This is a genomic window from Mesorhizobium sp. M0998 (assembly GCF_040318885.1).
In the GTDB taxonomy this organism is placed as follows: Bacteria; Pseudomonadota; Alphaproteobacteria; order Rhizobiales; family Rhizobiaceae; genus Mesorhizobium.
Window position 1 is genome coordinate 1 of sequence record NZ_JAMYND010000030.1, and the last position, 16235, is coordinate 16235.

Sequence of the window (16235 nt, forward strand, 5' to 3'; positions counted from 1 at the left end):
TGGCGCTCGTCGACCGGCCGGTCCTGATCGGCGCGACGGGTGGTGGCCAGCGCCACGCGCTGGTAGTCGAACATCAGCTTCGCCCGCTGTTTGGCTTTTACTCCGCCCTGACGGTGCCGAGCGCCGTCTATGGCAGTGACAGCGACTTCGCCGACGGCAAGCTCGTAGATTCGCTGGTTCTGGCGCGGGCCGGGCAGGCGGTGGACCAGTTCGCCACCCTGTTTCGGCACGGCAGCCGAAGCGCCAACAGGTCAGTCTGGCCTCAGCCTAAGGGGCAGCGAGTCGTAGACATCCCTGGTCCTTAGGTTAGCCAGACCATACGAGAGAATGCGAAGGAAATGGGTTGGCGAACCCTCCGCTAACATATTGATTTCCCAACAGGGAACGTTGACCCCGCAGGTCGAAGGGTCGCATTTGTTCGCCATGGCATCGTTCGCGCGTTGGAAGCGATGTTAGCATGCAGGCGAGGCATGATGAAAACGGGGGAGGTCTCATGAGTTTCGATGATATCGATCTCAATTTGCTGAGAGTGTTCGACGTGATGATGCGTGAAAGGAGCGTAACGCGCGCAGCTGCCGAATTGGGAAGAACACAATCAGCTGTAAGTCATTCCCTATCAAAACTTCGGTATTTATTGCAGGACGAATTGTTCACGAGAGATGGAGGCGAGATGCGGCCAACGCCTCGGGCGGTTGAGCTGCTGTCGGATATTTCTGCCGCGCTGGCGATTATCCGCGCATCGATCGACCGGCATCAGATCTTCAATCCAGCAACGACGCGACGCAACTTTCGCGTGGGACTCACTGACTATCACGCCATGATATTCATCCCAGGGCTCATACGGGAATTTTCGAGGCAAGCGCCTGGCGCGACGCTGAACGTCATTCCCGCAAACGGACCCGAAATCGGTTCATCGGTCTATTTGAGACAAGTCGACTGTGCACTGACGGGAGCGGCAATACGCGACGACCCAAGTCTCTTGAAGGTGGAGCTTGGCCAGGATCAATTGTTTTGCGCGGTGTGGAGTGGAAGCAAGATCGCCAGGAACGCAATGACACTGGAAACATATTTGGCCAGTTCTCACCTGCAGATTTCCGCAGATGGTCTGGCAGAAGGCCTCGCGGATGCCGCCCTCAAGCAGCATGGTCTCCGGCGCAATGTCGTTGCGACCATCTCGAATTATCTGGTGCTGCCCTGGGCGCTTCGCGGCACTGAACTGATTACCCATTGCGGCGATGCCATCCTGCAAATTCTGGACGAGAGGAGTGAGGTGACGTTGGTCCCGCCGCCCCTTGCCATATCGAATGTGAATGCCTGGCTCATTGTTCACCGCCAGATGGCGAATGACCCGGGTACCAAATGGCTCCGGGAAATAATCATGAGCATCTACAACGAGTCGCGGACCGAGAGAGACCAAGGGTCAACCGTCGGAGCACCGGGGTTGGCTGCACCATAGGTCGCGCGCGCCGTCGCTCATTCGATTAGCCCGCCCCAAGCAAACTAGCCCGATCAGCACTCAAGCTCCCTTTCACCCGAGAGCGAGCGCCTCCTCAATTATGAATGACGCTCATTTTCGCAATGAGAACAGTCAATTTGACGAATAGTCATACTTGAGGCCACATTCCCTTCAACAAAAACAGGGGAATACCGAAATGAGATCGACGTTTAAGGGCCTACTTGCCCTCGCTATCGCGTGCACCGCCTCCTCGGCGTGGTCCGCAACCCTCGACAATGTCAAGAAAAATGGCCTGCTGACGTGTGGCACAAATTCGGCCACGGCTGGCTTCAGCCTTCCCGATAATGAAGGCAAATGGACCGGATTTGTGGTCGACTATTGTCGCGCCGTGGCCGCTGCCGTGCTCGGGGATGCGCAAAAGGTTAAGTTCATCCCATTGACGCCAAAAGATCGCTTCACCGCCTTGCAGTCGGGGGAGATCGACATTCTTGCACACAACGCAACATGGACATCGTCGCGCGATACGTCTCTCGGCATACTTTTTGCGGGGACGTACTTCTATGACGGTCAGGGATTTATGGTGCGCAAGGCGGACAACATCACATCAGCCAAGGGGCTCGAGGGCGCATCGATTTGCGTCACCCAAGGCACCACGACCGAGTTGAACCTTGCCGACTATTTTCGCTCGCAGTCGATCAAGTACACCACGGTTGGTTTCGCCGACGAGGAAGCTGTCGTGAAGGCTTACGAGGAGGGGCGTTGCGACGTCCTGTCGGCGGACACCTCTACCTTGAACGCATCGCGGCTTCGCATGGCCAAGCCGGACGACAGCATCGTTCTTCCCGAACTGATCTCCAAGGAGCCGCTTGGCCCGGCAGTGCGGCAGGGAGACGACCAGTGGTTCAATGTGGCGAAGTGGACGCTTTACGTCATGGTGGCCTCCGAAGAATACGGGGTCACCTCCAAAAACGTTGATGCGATGAAGTCGTCGGACAATCCCAGCATCCGCCGTCTGCTTGGCGTGGAAGGCAGCATCGGCAAGGACATCGGGCTCGGCGACGACTGGCCGGTCGAGGTGATCAAACAGGTCGGTAACTACGGCGAAGTGTTTGATCGGAATGTCGGCAAGGACTCCCCGCTGAAAATGGAGCGCGGCATGAACGCGCTCTGGAACAAAGGCGGCGTTCAGTACGCTCCGCCGATTCGCTAGGCAAAGCATGGTTGCAAGGCGCTTGCGCGTTACCGCCAGCGCCTTGCACAGATCCCGATAGGAACACGCCATGTCCGATTTGTCGCTTCCAGCGCCCTCGCGCAGGAGCCTATCGCTGCACGATACGAAAGTGCGCGGCGTTTTCTACCAGCTCTTGCTCGCAGGTTGCCTGTTGGCATTGGCTCTGGGCATCGGCATGCAGACCGCATCGAATATGCGGGTCCGGGGGATTCCGCTCTCATTCGATTTTTGGGGTGAGGCTGCCGGCTTCGACATCAATCAAACCCTGATACCGTACGATGCACTATCCACCTACGGTCAGGCCTTCTGGGTGGGAGTGGTCAATACCCTCTACGTCAGCTTCCTCGCAATCTTGCTGGCCACCTTGCTTGGCTTCGTCATCGGCGTTGCCCGCCTCTCGCCGAACTGGATCGTTTCGAAGGTGGCGACCGCCTATGTCGAGCTTGTGCGCAATGTCCCGTTATTGCTGCAGCTGCTGTTCTGGTACAACGCCGTCCTCAAGCCGTTGCCTTCCCCGAAGGCGTCCATCGCCATCCCCGGCGGCATCTACCTCAACAATCGCGGCCTCATCATTCCGGAGATCCAGTGGCATCCGGGGGCGGGGCTTGTGGGCCTGGCATTGGTAACGGCCGTTTTCTGCTGCATTGCATTCTGGTTCCGCGCCAAGAGTGTCCAGAAACGAACTGGCAAGCAGCTGCCGGTATTCTTGGTCAGCCTGGCGACCTTGATAGGATTTCCGCTGATCGTGTTCCTGGCGGCTGGCGAGCCGGTCTCGTTTGTCGCGCCGCAGCTGCGGGGTTTCAACTTTCAAGGCGGACATCAACTCTATCCAGAGTTTGCCGCTCTCCTGATCGGTCTGTCGGTCTACACCGGATCCTACATCGCCGAGATTGTCCGGAGTGGCATCCAGGCAGTGCCAAAGGGCCAGAGCGAGGCTGCGTATGCGCTGGGGCTGGCGCCGGGCAAGACGCTTCGCCTTGTCGTTGTTCCGCAGGCGCTGCGTATTATCATCCCGCCTTTGACAAGCCAGTATCTCAATCTAATCAAGAACTCGTCGCTTGCGGTGTTCATTGGCTATCCCGACCTCGTTCAGATCTTTGCCGGGACGGTACTCAACCAGACCGGCGCCGCCGTCCAGGTCATGGCGATCACCTTGTCCGTCTATCTCGTTATCTCCCTTGCCACGTCGTTGGCCATGAACGCGTGTAACCGACATTTTGCGATCGTCGAGAGGTGACGCATGAGCGATCAGTCCATGCATTCGCCAGTTGTCAGCAGCGCGCTCATACCAGCGATGGCGCCCCCCGCTGACGTTTGGCCAAGTCCAGTGACCTGGATGAAAAAAAATCTGTTTTCGACGCCGTCTTCAGGCGCGCTGACAATATGCTTTCTCCTCTTCGCCGTGTGGCTGCTGCGTCACTTTCTGAGCTTTGCGATCTTCGACGCGGTCTGGAGCGGCGGTCGCGAGGCTTGCCGCACGAACAGCCAAGGAGCTTGCTGGCCTTTCATTGCCGAGAAGTTCGATTACCTGCGATACGGCGCGTACCCGGCTTCCGAGCGGTGGCGCGTTGATCTCGCACAGGCTATCGGCGCCATCCTCATCGTTTGGCTCCTGTGGACGAAGGCTCCGCGGCGCAAAGTGGCGGCGTTGCTATTCTTCCTTGTCTACCCCGTTGCCGCGTTCGTTCTCGTGCGCGGGGTCGCCTGGCTCCATTTGTCTGTCATCGATACGACGCTCTGGGGCGGTCTCCTGATCACGCTGCTGATGTCGATTGTGGGCATCGTCGTCTCGCTTCCGATCGGGGTTATCCTGGCGCTTGGACGCAGGTCCGAACTCCCTTTCGTCAAGGCGGTTTGCGTCACATTCATCGAAGTCGTCCGGGGGGTGCCGTTTATCACGGTATTGTTCATGGCGAACTTCATGATGCCGCTCTTCGTCCCGGACTATCTGACGCCTGATCGTCTCCTGCGCCCGCTCATGGCGATAGCGCTGTTCTCGTCCGCCTATATGGCCGAAGTTGTGAGGGCCGGCCTTCAGGCGATCCCGAAGGGCCAATACGAGGCGGCGAAGGCGCTTGGGATCAGCTACTTCGACATAATGCGCCTGATCGTCCTCCCCCAGGCGTTGACGATCGTCATACCGAGCATCGTCTCCACCTTCATCGGTCTGTTCAAAGACACGACTCTGGTCGCCATCGTCGGCATCGCGGATTTCCTGAAAGCCATCGAAACGGCGCGCGTCGATCCGAACTGGGCAGGCCCGACGATCTCATCAACCGGCTACCTCTTTGCGGGACTGGTCTACTGGGGCTTTTGCTTCGGCATGTCCCGTTACTCGCAATCGATGGAGCGCCAATTGGCGCGCGGCCACAAATCTTAGGACGCGACGATGATGCCACAAGCAATGTACGCATCGACGAAGGGACAGCCCTTCAACAAGGCGATGGCCATTGAACTGCGTGACGTCAACAAATGGTTCGCTTCATACCATGCGCTCAGGAACATCAACCTGTCGGTGCCACAGGGGCAGCGCATTGTGATCTGCGGCCCCTCGGGGTCGGGCAAATCGACGATGATCCGGTGCGTCAACCATCTCGAGAAGCATCAGTCGGGCGAGATCATCGTCGACGGCAAAGCGGTAACCGAGGATCTGCGCAAGATCGATGAAGTCCGCAGCAATGTCGGGATGGTTTTCCAGCACTTCAATCTGTTTCCCCACCTCACGGTGCTTGAGAATTGCACGCTTGCGCCTGTTTGGGTGAGGAAGATGCCGCGGACGGCAGCTGAGGAATTGGCGCGCCATTATCTGGAGCGCGTCAGAATTGCGGAAAAGGCGGACAGCTACCCGGGTCAGCTGTCGGGTGGCCAGCAGCAACGTGCTGCAATTGCCCGGGCTCTCTGCATGAACCCGAAGATCATGCTCTTCGACGAGCCAACCTCTGCCCTCGATCCGGAGATGGTCAAGGAGGTGCTCGACACGATGGTGTCGCTCGCCGGTGAAGGTATGACGATGCTGTGCGTCACGCATGAAATGGGCTTCGCGCGGGAGGTGGCTGATCGCGTGGTGTTCATGGACCGCGGGGAGATCGTCGAGATCAACACGCCCCATCAGTTCTTCACCAACTCCCGGTCGGAACGAGCGCGGCAGTTTCTGGCGCAAATCCTCAAATAGGGAAGTCCGCAGACGCAAAGCGGCCGTAACCGTGGCAGTAGATTTTCCAGGTGAGTATCAAATGGCTTGTGCAGACACGCCCGCATCGGCGGTTGGGCAACAAAATATTGTGGGAATAGATTTCGACCAAATCCACGACCGCCAGCAATTCGGATCCGTCAAATGGGCCAACCAGTGGGACGAGTTCTCTCCTCAGGTGCAAGGCCAGGACCTGCTCTCCCTATGGACAGCGGATATGGATTTCCGTGCTCCGGAAACCGTCATCGCGCGGCTGCGCGAGGCCGCGGACCATGGCATTTACGGCTACACACGCCGCGATCCGCGCCACTATGAGATCGTGCAATCGTGGTTCACACGCCGGCACAACTGGTCGCCGATGCTGGAGACCCTGCTCCCCGCGCCGGCGATCATGCCGTCGGTCGCTGCGATACTGCGAACCTTCACGAAGCCTGGTGACGGCGTCATCGTTCAGTCACCCGTGTACTCGCCCTATTTCGAAGTGGTTCAGGGAAATGGCCGGATTCTGCTCACGAACCGGCTGAGGCTGCAAAACAACAGGTATGAACTCGATCTGGAAGACTTCGAGAAACTGGCGGCCGGCGGCGCCAAGGTGTTCCTGCTGTGCAATCCTCACAATCCTGCCGGAATGGCCTGGACACTCGAAGAACTGACAGCGCTGAACGACATTTGTGAGCGCCATGGGATTTTGGTCATATCCGACGACATTCACTGCGACATAAGGTTGTCGGACCACCCGCACATCGTCTTCTCTTCCATCTCGGACGATGCCGCGGAGAAGTCGTTCATCTGCACCGCTCCGACGAAGACTTTCAACCTCGCCGGGGTGCCTTCGGCAACCATTGCGGTGGCGAGCAAAAAGCGCCGCGAGCAGCTTCTTGCCGCGATGCAGGCCTCATTCATGGTAAATGCAAACTTTTTCGGCCGCCTGGCCCTGGAGGTTGCCTACAGCACCGGCGCGCCCTGGCTCGATCAACTCACACCCTACATCGCCAGCAACATTGATCTGGTTTGTGACTTCGCCGGCGAATACCTTCCAGGCATTACGCCCATGCGGCCCGACGCATCGTTTCTGGTGTGGCTGGACGCGTGCGCGCTCGATCGTAGAGTGGGTGGAATTCAGAAGTTCTTTGTCGATCAGGCCGGCGTCAATCTGTATGACGGCCGCGTCTATGGGCCTGGCGGCGAAGGTTTCATCCGCCTGAATGTCGGCTGCCCGCGTCCCCTGCTGCGCCGAGGGCTGGAGCGGATGTCCAGCGCGCTGGCGTCCTTGTGACTGAGCGGAACCAAGCCAGGATGCCCCGAATGCGAATTGCCATCATCAATCCCAACACGACCGCTTCGATGACCAGCGGGATCGTCGCAGCCGCCATGGCGGTGACAGGCCCAGGGACGAGATAGTGGGCGTGCATGCCAACGGCTGGACCTGAAGCGATCGAAGGGCCATTTGACGGTGCACTCTCCGTAGCGGGCCTGCTCAAGCAGGTGGTCGCGGCGGAAATGGACAATGTCGACGCCCATATCATTGCCTGCTTAGACGAAACGGGTCTCGACGCGGAAAGGGCCATCGCTACCAAGCCCGTCATCGGTATAGGCAAGGCTTCGCTTCATCCGTCAGCCTTGTCGCTCACAGCTTCTGTGTCGTGACCACTCTGTCGCGTTCCGCGCGACTGATTGAAGACAACATTCGCCGTTACGGGTTCTCCCGTCGCTTCCGGCGCGTGCTTGCCTCCGACATCCCGGTCCTCGAGTTGGAGAGATCTGAAAGTGGTGCCTCCGAACGAATTTCGGAGCTCATACGCGAAGGTGGAGGCATAGGCTGCTTTGGCGCCGAGCTGGAGGTGGTCTCCGACCGGTCGCCGAACTGATCGCCCGGAATACAGATGATCATGAGCGCCGGCCCAAATGCCGACGCGCAGTATTTGTTCAGCGAGGACATGCTTGGCCACACCGCTGGCCACAGGCCCCGCCACGCCAAGACCTACCGCAACTTCGCCGCCGAATATGAGCGGCTGCAAGGCGAGCGTATTGCCGCCTATCGCGAGCTCGTATCCGACGTGCAGGCGGGCGCTTACCCGAGCCGCAGCACGTGGTCCCGATCACAGATGAAGAGTTCTCGACCTTCAGCGCCTCTCTCGAACTATAAAGCCAAGATACACAACAGGCTGCGAGATTCCCTTGCGGTACGCTGACCGAACGAACCTAATCTGTTTGGTCAGTTCACGACCTCGGTTCTCGCAGGTGGAGGTCAGCTATCTCCGCTCCGGACACAAGAGCTGACAGGCTGCCTTCGGCCCCAAATAGCCAATACAGAACTGCAGGGCGAGCGATCAGCGCTTGTCCGCCGGCTGGCTGCTCGTCGTCGAAGGGATGCGGGCGATGACCTTGATCTCGAAATCGAAGCCCGCAAGCCAATTGACGCCCACTGCGGTCCAGTTCGGGTAGGGAGGTGCACCGATTTCTTCCGCTCGGACGGCCAGAACTGTCTCGATCTGTTCGTCCGGGTTGGTGTGGAACGTTGTGACGTCGACGACGTCGTCGAAGCTGCACCCGGCGGCCGCCAAGACCGCGCGCAGATTGGCGAAGGCCCGTCGAACCTGATCCTCGAATACGGGCTCGGGCGAGCCGTCCTCACGGCTCCCGACCTGACCCGACACGAAGAGAAGATCGCCGGACCGAATGGCTGCGGAATAGCGGTGGATATCGTATAACGCGTGCCGGTTGGCCGGGTAGACGGCGTCACGTGTAGGCATCTCAAGTTCCTTTCTGTCTTGATAAGAGGTGGGCACGAGCAGCGGGCCGGAGCCGGGGGTCACAGCCGCGCCAACTCCTCGTCTGTGAAATCCGCCGCAACCGCGATGTCATTCTGCCGGTCGAGCTCCTCGATGCGTCCGCCGAGTGCCTTGCGGATGCCGGCATAGGCCTCGGCACCGAGCACCAGCCGTTTCGGGAGCGGAGCATCCTGATCGGCAAGCCTGATCATTGCGTCCGTCATGCGGTCGGGGTCGCCCTTGATTACCCAAGACCCATGGAGCGCCTCGCGGACCTGATCGGCGGGGGTTCCCTCATAGGCCGCAAGCGGCTTGGTCCGCGCGAGATTGTCGCCGAACCCGGTCCGCGCCGGCCCGGGTTCCACAAGGCTGAATTCGATGCCGAAGGGAGCAGCCTCCTGCGCCACGGATTCGACGAACCCCTCGATACCCCACTTGGTCGCGTGATAGAGGCTGAAAGCCGGATAGGCGATCTGGCCTCCCTCGCTCGATACCTGTAGAATCCGACCACCACCCTGGCTGCGCAGATGCGGCAACGCCGCCTGGATGAGCGTGATCGAGCCGATGAGATTGGTGTCGATGATGTCCCGAACCTGCACATCGCCAGCCTCTTCAGCCGCGCCGAGCAGGCCATAGCCAGCATTGCTTACGACGATGTCGATCCGAGCGGATGCCGCGAAGGCCCGGTCGACCGCGGCGCGGACCGAGCTCTGGTCCTTGAGGTCCATTGCGACGATGCGGAGCCGTTCGGGGTAACTTGCACGCAGGTCGGGAAGTGCGTCCTCGCTGCGACTGGCACCGACGACGCGGTCTCCCCTGATCAGGGTCTTCTCCGCCAGCAGCCGGCCTAGACCAGAAGACACACCCGTTATGAGCCAGGCCTTTTCCATTTCTCATTTCTCCAATTGATCCAGGCAGGAGATAGGGCAATCGCATTGCGCGCATTAGCCGTTGAAATCGGCATGGGACAATGCAAAATCCCCATCAATGCCCCGCCCGTCGCTCAACGATCTCACCGCCTTCGTCGCCGTTGCCACATACCGTAGCTTCCGCCGCGCAGCGGACGAGATCGGCACGGCACCTTCCACATTGAGCCATGCGATGCGTGCGCTCGAGGAACGCATGGGCGTGCGACTTCTGAACCGCACCACACGCAGCGTCTCGCCGACAGAAGCCGGGTTCCGGTTGCTCGACCGTCTTCAGCCGGCGCTCGCCTCGCTGGACGAGGCGCTCGACAGCGTCGCGGGGTTCCGGGGCAATGTCGCAGGAACGGTCCGCATCAACGCACCGCGATTGGTGGCCGGGCTTCTCGTTCGCGCGGTTCTTCCGCAGATGGCGGAGCGCCATCCGGACGTGACCGTGGACATCGTCGTCGAGGGACGGCTCATCGATATCGTGTCCAGCGGGTTCGATGCCGGCGCGCGCCTCATCACATCAATTCCCAAAGACATGATCGCCGTGCCGTTTGCACGCGCGTTGACGTTCATCTGTATCGCGTCACCCGCCTATCTCGATCGCTTCGGGGAGCCGGGAACGCCCGAGGAATTGCAACGCCACCATTGCATCGGCCACCGTATGCCCAGCGGCAAGCTCTATCGATGGGAGTTCGAACGCGCAGGCCAGGAACTGGTGATCGGGGCAAACGGCCCCATCGTCCTTGATGACGAGGAACTGATGGTCGAAGCCGCAATAGAGGGTCTGGGCATCGCCTATGTGGCGGATTGGGCCGCCGAAGCCGCGTTGTCCGATGGCCGGCTACGCAAGGTCCTGACCGCGTGGACGCCAGCACCGGAAGAAGTTGCGGTCTACTACCCCGGACATCGAGCCGTGCCGCCCGCCCTGCGGGCTTTTCTCGATGTTGTAAAGGACCTGCGGAAGAAAGAACCCTAACCAGATCAACGAAGCCGACGCCCTCGCGCGGAATAGCCGCAGCGGGGCGAAGCGAACAGCTGAAGATCGCGGTCCTGCTCTGACCCAGCTCGCGTCGCATGAGTTCGAGCAACTATTCGAGCGAGAGCTTCTCGCGGGGCGCAAATTCCTCGATCGGGGCTAGTTTCCCGAGATGAGGCAGGTCACCGTTAAACGCAGGGTCCAATCACTACCTTCCCGTGACCTTCCGAACGTCTGCAAACGAGCAGGGCCGCGCCGCTTTTCTGGGAGCTGTGAAAACGGCCTGGGGCGGGTACCAAGCGTGCGATTCACTAGTTGCAGCTAACGTGGTGGAGGCATTCGCGGCCAGTTGTACTGATGAACTGATGGCTCTCAGAACGCGGTCATCTGCTTAGCTCCGTTCAGCGCACCAGCGCGTCCCGATGACAGCCAGACGGATGCCGGCAGTGCCGCCCACGCTATCCCTTGACCGCCGGGCCGACGATCGAATCCACAAAGAAGCGCTGCAGGAAGACGAAGAGCACCAGTGGCGGGAGCACGGCAAGCGTCGCGCCAGCCATCACCAGTCCCGTGTTGAGAGCGCCTCTGTTGTAGCTGAGCAGGCGACTAAGGCTGATGACGATCGGATATTCGTGTGCATTGCCCTGTAGAACGGTCAGCGGCCAGAGATAGCTATTCCAGTGATAGACGAAGGCAAACAGCGCCAGTGCCGCGATTGCCGGCGCCACGCTCGGCGCGACGATCTTGAACAGGATCAGGAGTTCCGACGCCCCATCCATCCGCGCTGCGTCGATCAGATCGTCGGGCACGCCGGCTATAAACTGGCGCATCAGGAAAATGCCAAACGCATTGGCGAGATTGGGCACGATAATACCGGCAAGGCTGGCGTTCAGGCCGATTGATCCGACGAGACGGTAAAGCGGGATCAGCGTGACGATCGGCGGCAGGAACATGGTGGCGATCAGCACCGAAAACAGCAGTGAGCGGCCGGGAAAGTGATGCTTGGCGAAGGCGTAACCAGCCATCATGCTGGTGACCAGAATGCCGGCGGTGGTGATCGTGGCGATCACGAGCGAATTCCACATCGAGCGACCGACATTGATGACGCCGGACACTTTCTCGTACGCTTCGAGGGTCGGCGTGCGCGGTATCCACACCGGCGGCACCTGCATGGTTTCGGCCGGCGTTTTCAGGCTGGAGAGCACCATCCACAACAGCGGGAAGGCGGAGGCCACGGCAACCAGCAGCATCAGCGTGGCGAGCAGTGCTCTGCGGCCCGCCAGGCGTTTGCGCGCCAACCGGCTCGATGCTGAGCGGCCCGGCGCGCTCATTCGTCATCCTTCCGGTTGGCGAATGCAAACAGCGCACACACAATGACGATCAGCGACAGCATCAGCATCACTGCCATGGCCGAGCCCAGCCCGCCTTGTGCCCGCTCGATGCCGACTCGGCGGATATGGTAGGTCAGCACGTTGGTCGAGCCGACCGGCCCGCCTTGGGTGATCAGCGCCACCGGCTCGAACACTTGCACGGCGTTGATGATGGCAATGACGGCGCTGAACAAGAGCGTGCGGCTCAATAGCGGCAAGGTGATGAAGCGGAACTGTTCGCGCCGGTTGGCGCCGTCAAGCGTCGCCGCCTCGTAAAGACTGCCTGGGATCTGGGTCAGCCCGGCAACGGCCAGCACCGTAAAATAGCCGATCTGCTGCCAGACATTGAGGACGACGATCGAGATCAACGCCGATCTTGGCGAGGACAACCAGAGTTGCGGGCCGATGCCGGCGAGACCGAGCACCTGGTTGAGCGGCCCCTCGCTCGGCGAATAGAGCTTCGACCAGACCAGCGTCACGGCGATCATCGGCACCATGTAGGTGGAAAACAACACGGTCCGCAGCGCCGTACCGCCTGCGACATCGCGCTGGTGGACCATCAAGCCGAACACTACCGAAAGGGGCAGGATGAGCATCACCGACAATGCCGTGTAGATGGCGGTGTTGAGCAGCGCTCGCTTGAAATCCCGCCCGACCGAGGTCGGCCCGAATATTTCGCGAAAATTGTCGAAGCCGATGAAGCTCGCATTGGAAAAAGGCGTCTGCGTCGACCAGTCCTGGAATGACAGCCAGATGGTGAGCAGCATCGGCAGCAGGATGAAAACGCCAATCAGTGTCACGGCGGGCGCCAGCATGATGCCCACCGAGGCACGATAGCTCTTGATCATCGCTCTGCTTCCAAAGCGTCGGGCTCTCGAACAGCGCCTTCGCTATTTGGCGGCACGCTCCAGGATCGAGACGGCATCGGCCTGCGCGTTCGCCTGCGCATCCTTGGCCGAGAGCTGCCCATACTGCAACGCCTCGAGCGTCTGCTGCAGCGATTCGCTGAACTCCTGGCCGCCCGGGACGACAGGGAAGGGCTTGGCGTCAGCAAGCACGCTGACATAGCCGGACAGGAACTCGGAACCGAGCTTGTCCTTATGGGCTTCGATGTCGGAGGTCCGCGTCGGCAGGATGCCCATCGACATCAGAATATCCGACATTGCCGATGCGCCGTTCTTGCCGGACTTCGGACTGTTCAGCCATACCAGGAAATCCCATGCCGCTTTTTGCTCGGCCTGACCGGCATTGGCGTTGACGACGGTCATCCATGAATAGGAGATCGAGTGCGGCTTGTCGCCGCTCGGACCGACCGGGATGGGTGCGGTGGCGATATTGGAGAACTTGTCGCCCATGCCGCTCTTCAATGCGCTTTCCCACCAGTTGGCCATGATGATCATGCCGGTCTTGCCGGAGACGAAATTGTCTAGGAAGGGGCCGGTTGTGTTGGCGTCGGCCGTGGCCATCGCCGGATCGCTGGCGCCGGACTTGATCAGGTCCTCGTAAAGCTGGAAAGTCTCACCGGCTTGAGGACTGTCGAGCATCGGTTTGCCGTCCTTGACCAGCTCGCCGCCATTGGAGACCAGCAGCGAGGCGAAGGGATGGACGACGCCCGCCGCCCAGGAATTGATCATGCCGAAGCCTTGCTGGCCGGCATCTTTCCTGGTCAGCTTCTGGGCCGCATCCTTCAATTCGGACCAGGTCTTCGGCGCGGCTGTGATGCCTGCCCGTTTGAACAGCTCCTTGTTGTAGTTCAGCGCGTAGACGTCGATCTCGTTTGGAATGCCGTAAAGCGTGGCGCCAACAGAGGCCGCACTGACGACACCGGCCGGCCACGCACTCTTGACCTCGCCGGCAATCGCATCGGGGGCCGGCGCGACCAGCTTGTCTCGCGCCAGCTCGGGCAGCCACAAATCATAGATGCCGCCGATCGTCGGCCCGTCCGAGCTGCCGCCCTGGGAACGCAGCGTCGTCAGGAGATCGCCGAAGGGGACGGCGCGCACGGTGACGGTCACATCGGGATTGCTCTTGGCGTAGTCCTTGGCCGCGGCGTCCAGCAAAGCGACCGTTTCGGGCGACCAGTGGGTCAGATAGGAGATGTTGACCGATTGGGCCCAACCAATGGTGGGCGAGGCCAACAACCCTGCAGCAAGTGCCAGTTTCGAAATCCAAGCCAAAGACATGCGACCCTCCGCATAGCCACACAGCGATGTCCATGACGTTATGACAACCCGAAGCAACGATGCAAGCGCTATCTTCGTGGAGAGCTCCTGCCGGCGTTGCAGCGGTTTCTTACTCCGATTTTGTGAAGGGAGATCACAGATAATAAACAGGAGTTTAGATGCGATGGCTCGAGCTGTTTCTCACTTCTGGCTATCCCCAAAACCTCTTGCGATCGAAGTCGTGTCGTTATAATGACACTGAGGCGCTTTTCGTTGCCGCGGCGGAGACAGGCAGCCTCTCGGCTGCCGGGCGCCGCTTGCAAAGGATGCCGATGTCGAATGGGAGACGAAGCATGGTTCATCGACACGCTGCGCTCAGCCCGATCGGCTTTGGCGCCGCGTGCACCGGAGTCTGTACCGCACTGCCGACCAGAGCCGACGACGCCGTGGCGTCGTGGACCTGGCGCTCCGAGGACCGGGCGGCAGCCAGTCGGAGTCGCTCTCGATGACACGCGTTCTGGCCATCGATCTTGGCGGCACCAACTTGCGCGCCGCTATCCATACCGGCGATGTTCGCTGGCTGGAGATGCTCAGCCGCGAGCCCGCACCAGCAAGTCTTGATGCCTTCGTCGCCCGCGTCGGTGCGTTGCGCGCCGAGGCCGGTCCGGTCGAGGCACTTGGCTTAGCGGTGCCGGGGCTTGTCGAGGGCTCGGTCTGCCGCTGGATTCCGAACCTGCCCTATCTCGACGGCATCGACATCGCGGCCTTGTTTCCTCGGCTGCGCGTTGCCGTTGGCAATGACGCGCAGGTCGCCATGCTGGCCGAAGCGGTCGAAGGTGCCGCAAAAGACCTGTCCGATGCCATCCTGCTGGCGATCGGCACCGGTATCGGCTCCGCCGTTCTGGCCAATAACCACATCGTCGCCGGCGTACGTGGCGGCGCTTGCTCATTCGGCTGGGCCTGCGCCGACATCGAGGATGAAGGCGACGACCGCGGCGGCTGGCTGGAGCGCTTCGCTTCCGGGCGGGCATTCGACGCCGCGGCGCGCCAGATCGGGCTTGCCAATGGCGGCAGGCTGGTCGAGGCGGCCCGGGGTGGCAAGACGGCCGCCCTTGACGCATTGGAGCTGCCGGCGCGCCGGCTGGGTACTGCCTTGGCGGGTGCGGTCGCGCTGCTTGACACCCAGGCGGTCCTGATTTCCGGCGGGCTTGCCGATGCGCTGGACGTCGTTGGACCGAGGCTGCTTGCGGCATTGCGGCGTCAGCTGCCGCCGCATCTGCGCGATGTCGTGCTGCGGTCCGGCGAATTTGGCTCCCGCGCCGGTCTCGTCGGCGCCTCGCTGGCCGGTCTCGCCGGAGCACAGTGGAGGCAGATAAGATGAGCCAAGTTAGCTTCCAGCTGCCCGACCGCCGAAGGCCCGAGCCGCTCTGGTATCAGGTGGAAGAGGCCATCCGCGCCGTCGTGAAGAGTGGCGAGTGGGCGACCGGCCACCAGATTCCGGCCGAAGACAGACTGTGCGCCCTATTCGGGGTGAGCCGCATCACGCTGCGCCACGCGCTGCGTAATCTTGAGGAGCACGGACTGCTCAGGCGCGAACATGGCCGTGGCACCTTCGTGCGCTCCACCACGCTGGTCGCCGGCACCCGCGAACTCACCAGCTTCACGCAGGAAATGGGCAATATGGGCGTGGTCGCCGGCTCGCGATTGCTCGACTGCAGCCTGACCACCGCCAATGCCGCCGTGGCCGGAGCGCTGGAGATCGAGGAGGGCGATCCGGTGGTGCGCATCCGGCGGCTCAGGCTCGGCAACAACGAACCGATCGGTATTCAGACTGCGCAACTCTCGGCCGCGCGCGTGCCGGGCTTTCTCGATGCCGGCCTGTTGCAGGGCTCGCTCTACGAAGCGTTGGAACGCCATTACGGCATCGTGCCGGTAGCGGCGCGCGAAAACTACCGTGTTGGCGCGGTCGGGACGGCGGATGCCGAGTTGCTCGATCTGCCTGCGGGGAGCCCCGCTTTCGTGGTCGAGCGCATCACCACCGACGAGCGTGGGCCGTTCGAATTCACCGTCTCGGTCATGCGGGGCGACCGCTACGAAATCCGCTCGACGCTGCGTGCCGGTCGCGCCGCGCCAACTGCAAGAAGCTGAGCCATTACCGAAGCCGA

17 protein-coding genes are annotated in these 16235 nt (G+C 61.0%); 12 read left to right on the forward strand and 5 right to left on the reverse strand.

The genetic code is table 11. The annotated features are described in order from the left end of the window. Positions 1 to 59: 59 nt before the first annotated feature. From NKH59_RS24320 to NKH59_RS24360, 9 genes are all read left to right on the forward strand, one after another. A complete protein-coding gene (locus NKH59_RS24320) occupies positions 60 to 305 on the forward strand; it encodes a hypothetical protein (RefSeq protein ID WP_502908718.1) in 246 nt (81 codons plus the stop codon). Positions 306 to 493: 188 nt separating this feature from the next. Further along, a complete protein-coding gene (locus NKH59_RS24325; RefSeq protein ID WP_352923514.1) occupies positions 494 to 1456 on the forward strand; it encodes a LysR family transcriptional regulator in 963 nt (320 codons plus the stop codon). Between the two features lie 196 nt (positions 1457 to 1652). Further along, complete coding sequence (locus NKH59_RS24330; protein WP_352923512.1) at positions 1653 to 2666, forward strand: amino acid ABC transporter substrate-binding protein; 1014 nt, start codon at positions 1653 to 1655, stop codon at positions 2664 to 2666. A 70-nt stretch (positions 2667 to 2736) separates the two neighbouring features. Next, the gene (locus NKH59_RS24335) at positions 2737 to 3924 is read left to right on the forward strand and encodes an amino acid ABC transporter permease (RefSeq protein WP_353023332.1); all 1188 of its coding nucleotides are present in this window, start codon (positions 2737 to 2739) and stop codon (positions 3922 to 3924) included. A 3-nt stretch (positions 3925 to 3927) separates the two neighbouring features. Then, positions 3928 to 5067, forward strand: coding sequence for an amino acid ABC transporter permease (locus NKH59_RS24340; RefSeq protein ID WP_353023333.1), 1140 nt, complete (start codon positions 3928 to 3930; stop codon positions 5065 to 5067). Between the two features lie 63 nt (positions 5068 to 5130). Then, positions 5131 to 5859, forward strand: a complete 729-nt coding sequence (locus tag NKH59_RS24345; protein ID WP_502906638.1) for an amino acid ABC transporter ATP-binding protein — start codon at positions 5131 to 5133, stop codon at positions 5857 to 5859. A 61-nt stretch (positions 5860 to 5920) separates the two neighbouring features. Next, on the forward strand, positions 5921 to 7153 hold the full coding sequence (locus NKH59_RS24350) for a MalY/PatB family protein (RefSeq protein WP_352923506.1): 1233 nt from the start codon (positions 5921 to 5923) through the stop codon (positions 7151 to 7153). 134 nt (positions 7154 to 7287) lie between these two features. Then, positions 7288 to 7524 (forward strand): aspartate/glutamate racemase family protein, encoded by a 237-nt coding sequence (locus NKH59_RS33560; protein WP_502908717.1) that lies wholly within the window; start codon positions 7288 to 7290, stop codon positions 7522 to 7524. 236 nt (positions 7525 to 7760) lie between these two features. Further along, positions 7761 to 8069 carry a 3-methyl-2-oxobutanoate hydroxymethyltransferase gene (locus NKH59_RS24360; protein ID WP_502906637.1) on the forward strand — a complete coding sequence of 103 codons (309 nt, stop codon included), beginning with the start codon at positions 7761 to 7763 and terminating at the stop codon, positions 8067 to 8069. A gap of 138 nt (positions 8070 to 8207) precedes the next feature. Here the strand turns inward: NKH59_RS24360 and NKH59_RS24365 are convergent, their stop codons facing one another. Continuing rightward, positions 8208 to 8630, reverse strand: a complete 423-nt coding sequence (locus NKH59_RS24365) for a RidA family protein (protein WP_352503550.1) — start codon at positions 8628 to 8630, stop codon at positions 8208 to 8210. Positions 8631 to 8689: 59 nt separating this feature from the next. After that, positions 8690 to 9538: an SDR family oxidoreductase gene (locus tag NKH59_RS24370; protein ID WP_353023335.1), complete on the reverse strand. Its 849-nt coding sequence runs from the start codon at positions 9536 to 9538 to the stop codon at positions 8690 to 8692. A 97-nt stretch (positions 9539 to 9635) separates the two neighbouring features. Between NKH59_RS24370 and NKH59_RS24375 the strand changes: the two genes are divergently transcribed. Next, a complete protein-coding gene (locus tag NKH59_RS24375; RefSeq protein WP_352503549.1) occupies positions 9636 to 10538 on the forward strand; it encodes a LysR family transcriptional regulator in 903 nt (300 codons plus the stop codon). A 458-nt stretch (positions 10539 to 10996) separates the two neighbouring features. On the opposite strand, the gene NKH59_RS24380 is transcribed toward NKH59_RS24375, so the two are convergent. The 3 genes from NKH59_RS24380 to NKH59_RS24390 are packed head-to-tail and all read right to left on the reverse strand — an operon-like array spanning position 10997 to position 14091. Beyond that, on the reverse strand, positions 10997 to 11869 hold the full coding sequence (locus NKH59_RS24380) for a carbohydrate ABC transporter permease (RefSeq protein WP_352503540.1): 873 nt from the start codon (positions 11867 to 11869) through the stop codon (positions 10997 to 10999). Next, positions 11866 to 12756 (reverse strand): carbohydrate ABC transporter permease, encoded by an 891-nt coding sequence (locus tag NKH59_RS24385; RefSeq protein ID WP_352503539.1) that lies wholly within the window; start codon positions 12754 to 12756, stop codon positions 11866 to 11868. The genes NKH59_RS24380 and NKH59_RS24385 overlap by 4 nt, the downstream gene beginning before the upstream one ends. Positions 12757 to 12798: 42 nt before the next feature. Then, complete coding sequence (locus tag NKH59_RS24390; protein ID WP_352503538.1) at positions 12799 to 14091, reverse strand: ABC transporter substrate-binding protein; 1293 nt, start codon at positions 14089 to 14091, stop codon at positions 12799 to 12801. A 484-nt stretch (positions 14092 to 14575) separates the two neighbouring features. Here NKH59_RS24390 and NKH59_RS24395 point away from each other — a divergent pair, with 484 nt between their 5' ends. Both NKH59_RS24395 and NKH59_RS24400 read left to right on the forward strand, forming a co-directional pair. After that, positions 14576 to 15451 (forward strand): ROK family protein, encoded by an 876-nt coding sequence (locus tag NKH59_RS24395; RefSeq protein ID WP_352475028.1) that lies wholly within the window; start codon positions 14576 to 14578, stop codon positions 15449 to 15451. Then, the gene (locus NKH59_RS24400; protein ID WP_352475026.1) at positions 15448 to 16218 is read left to right on the forward strand and encodes a GntR family transcriptional regulator; all 771 of its coding nucleotides are present in this window, start codon (positions 15448 to 15450) and stop codon (positions 16216 to 16218) included. Before NKH59_RS24395 ends, NKH59_RS24400 begins: the two co-directional genes overlap by 4 nt. The last annotated feature ends 17 nt before the right edge of the window (positions 16219 to 16235 follow it).

What these genes read in the sequence shown, in the direction of transcription:
- NKH59_RS24340 (WP_353023333.1), top strand. Translation starts at nt 3,928, where the DNA reads ATGAGCGATCAGTCCATGCATTCGCCAGTTGTCAGCAGCGCGCTCATA.
- NKH59_RS24360 (WP_502906637.1), top strand. Translation starts at nt 7,761, where the DNA reads ATGATCATGAGCGCCGGCCCAAATGCCGACGCGCAGTATTTGTTCAGC.
- NKH59_RS24350 (WP_352923506.1), top strand. Translation starts at nt 5,921, where the DNA reads ATGGCTTGTGCAGACACGCCCGCATCGGCGGTTGGGCAACAAAATATT.
- NKH59_RS24325 (WP_352923514.1), top strand. Translation starts at nt 494, where the DNA reads ATGAGTTTCGATGATATCGATCTCAATTTGCTGAGAGTGTTCGACGTG.
- NKH59_RS24385 (WP_352503539.1), bottom strand. Translation starts at nt 12,756, where the DNA reads ATGATCAAGAGCTATCGTGCCTCGGTGGGCATCATGCTGGCGCCCGCC.
- NKH59_RS24335 (WP_353023332.1), top strand. Translation starts at nt 2,737, where the DNA reads ATGTCCGATTTGTCGCTTCCAGCGCCCTCGCGCAGGAGCCTATCGCTG.
- NKH59_RS24395 (WP_352475028.1), top strand. Translation starts at nt 14,576, where the DNA reads ATGACACGCGTTCTGGCCATCGATCTTGGCGGCACCAACTTGCGCGCC.
- NKH59_RS24375 (WP_352503549.1), top strand. Translation starts at nt 9,636, where the DNA reads ATGCCCCGCCCGTCGCTCAACGATCTCACCGCCTTCGTCGCCGTTGCC.
- NKH59_RS33560 (WP_502908717.1), top strand. Translation starts at nt 7,288, where the DNA reads ATGCCAACGGCTGGACCTGAAGCGATCGAAGGGCCATTTGACGGTGCA.
- NKH59_RS24400 (WP_352475026.1), top strand. Translation starts at nt 15,448, where the DNA reads ATGAGCCAAGTTAGCTTCCAGCTGCCCGACCGCCGAAGGCCCGAGCCG.
- NKH59_RS24390 (WP_352503538.1), bottom strand. Translation starts at nt 14,091, where the DNA reads ATGTCTTTGGCTTGGATTTCGAAACTGGCACTTGCTGCAGGGTTGTTG.
- NKH59_RS24380 (WP_352503540.1), bottom strand. Translation starts at nt 11,869, where the DNA reads ATGAGCGCGCCGGGCCGCTCAGCATCGAGCCGGTTGGCGCGCAAACGC.
- NKH59_RS24330 (WP_352923512.1), top strand. Translation starts at nt 1,653, where the DNA reads ATGAGATCGACGTTTAAGGGCCTACTTGCCCTCGCTATCGCGTGCACC.
- NKH59_RS24345 (WP_502906638.1), top strand. Translation starts at nt 5,131, where the DNA reads ATGGCCATTGAACTGCGTGACGTCAACAAATGGTTCGCTTCATACCAT.
- NKH59_RS24365 (WP_352503550.1), bottom strand. Translation starts at nt 8,630, where the DNA reads ATGCCTACACGTGACGCCGTCTACCCGGCCAACCGGCACGCGTTATAC.
- NKH59_RS24370 (WP_353023335.1), bottom strand. Translation starts at nt 9,538, where the DNA reads ATGGAAAAGGCCTGGCTCATAACGGGTGTGTCTTCTGGTCTAGGCCGG.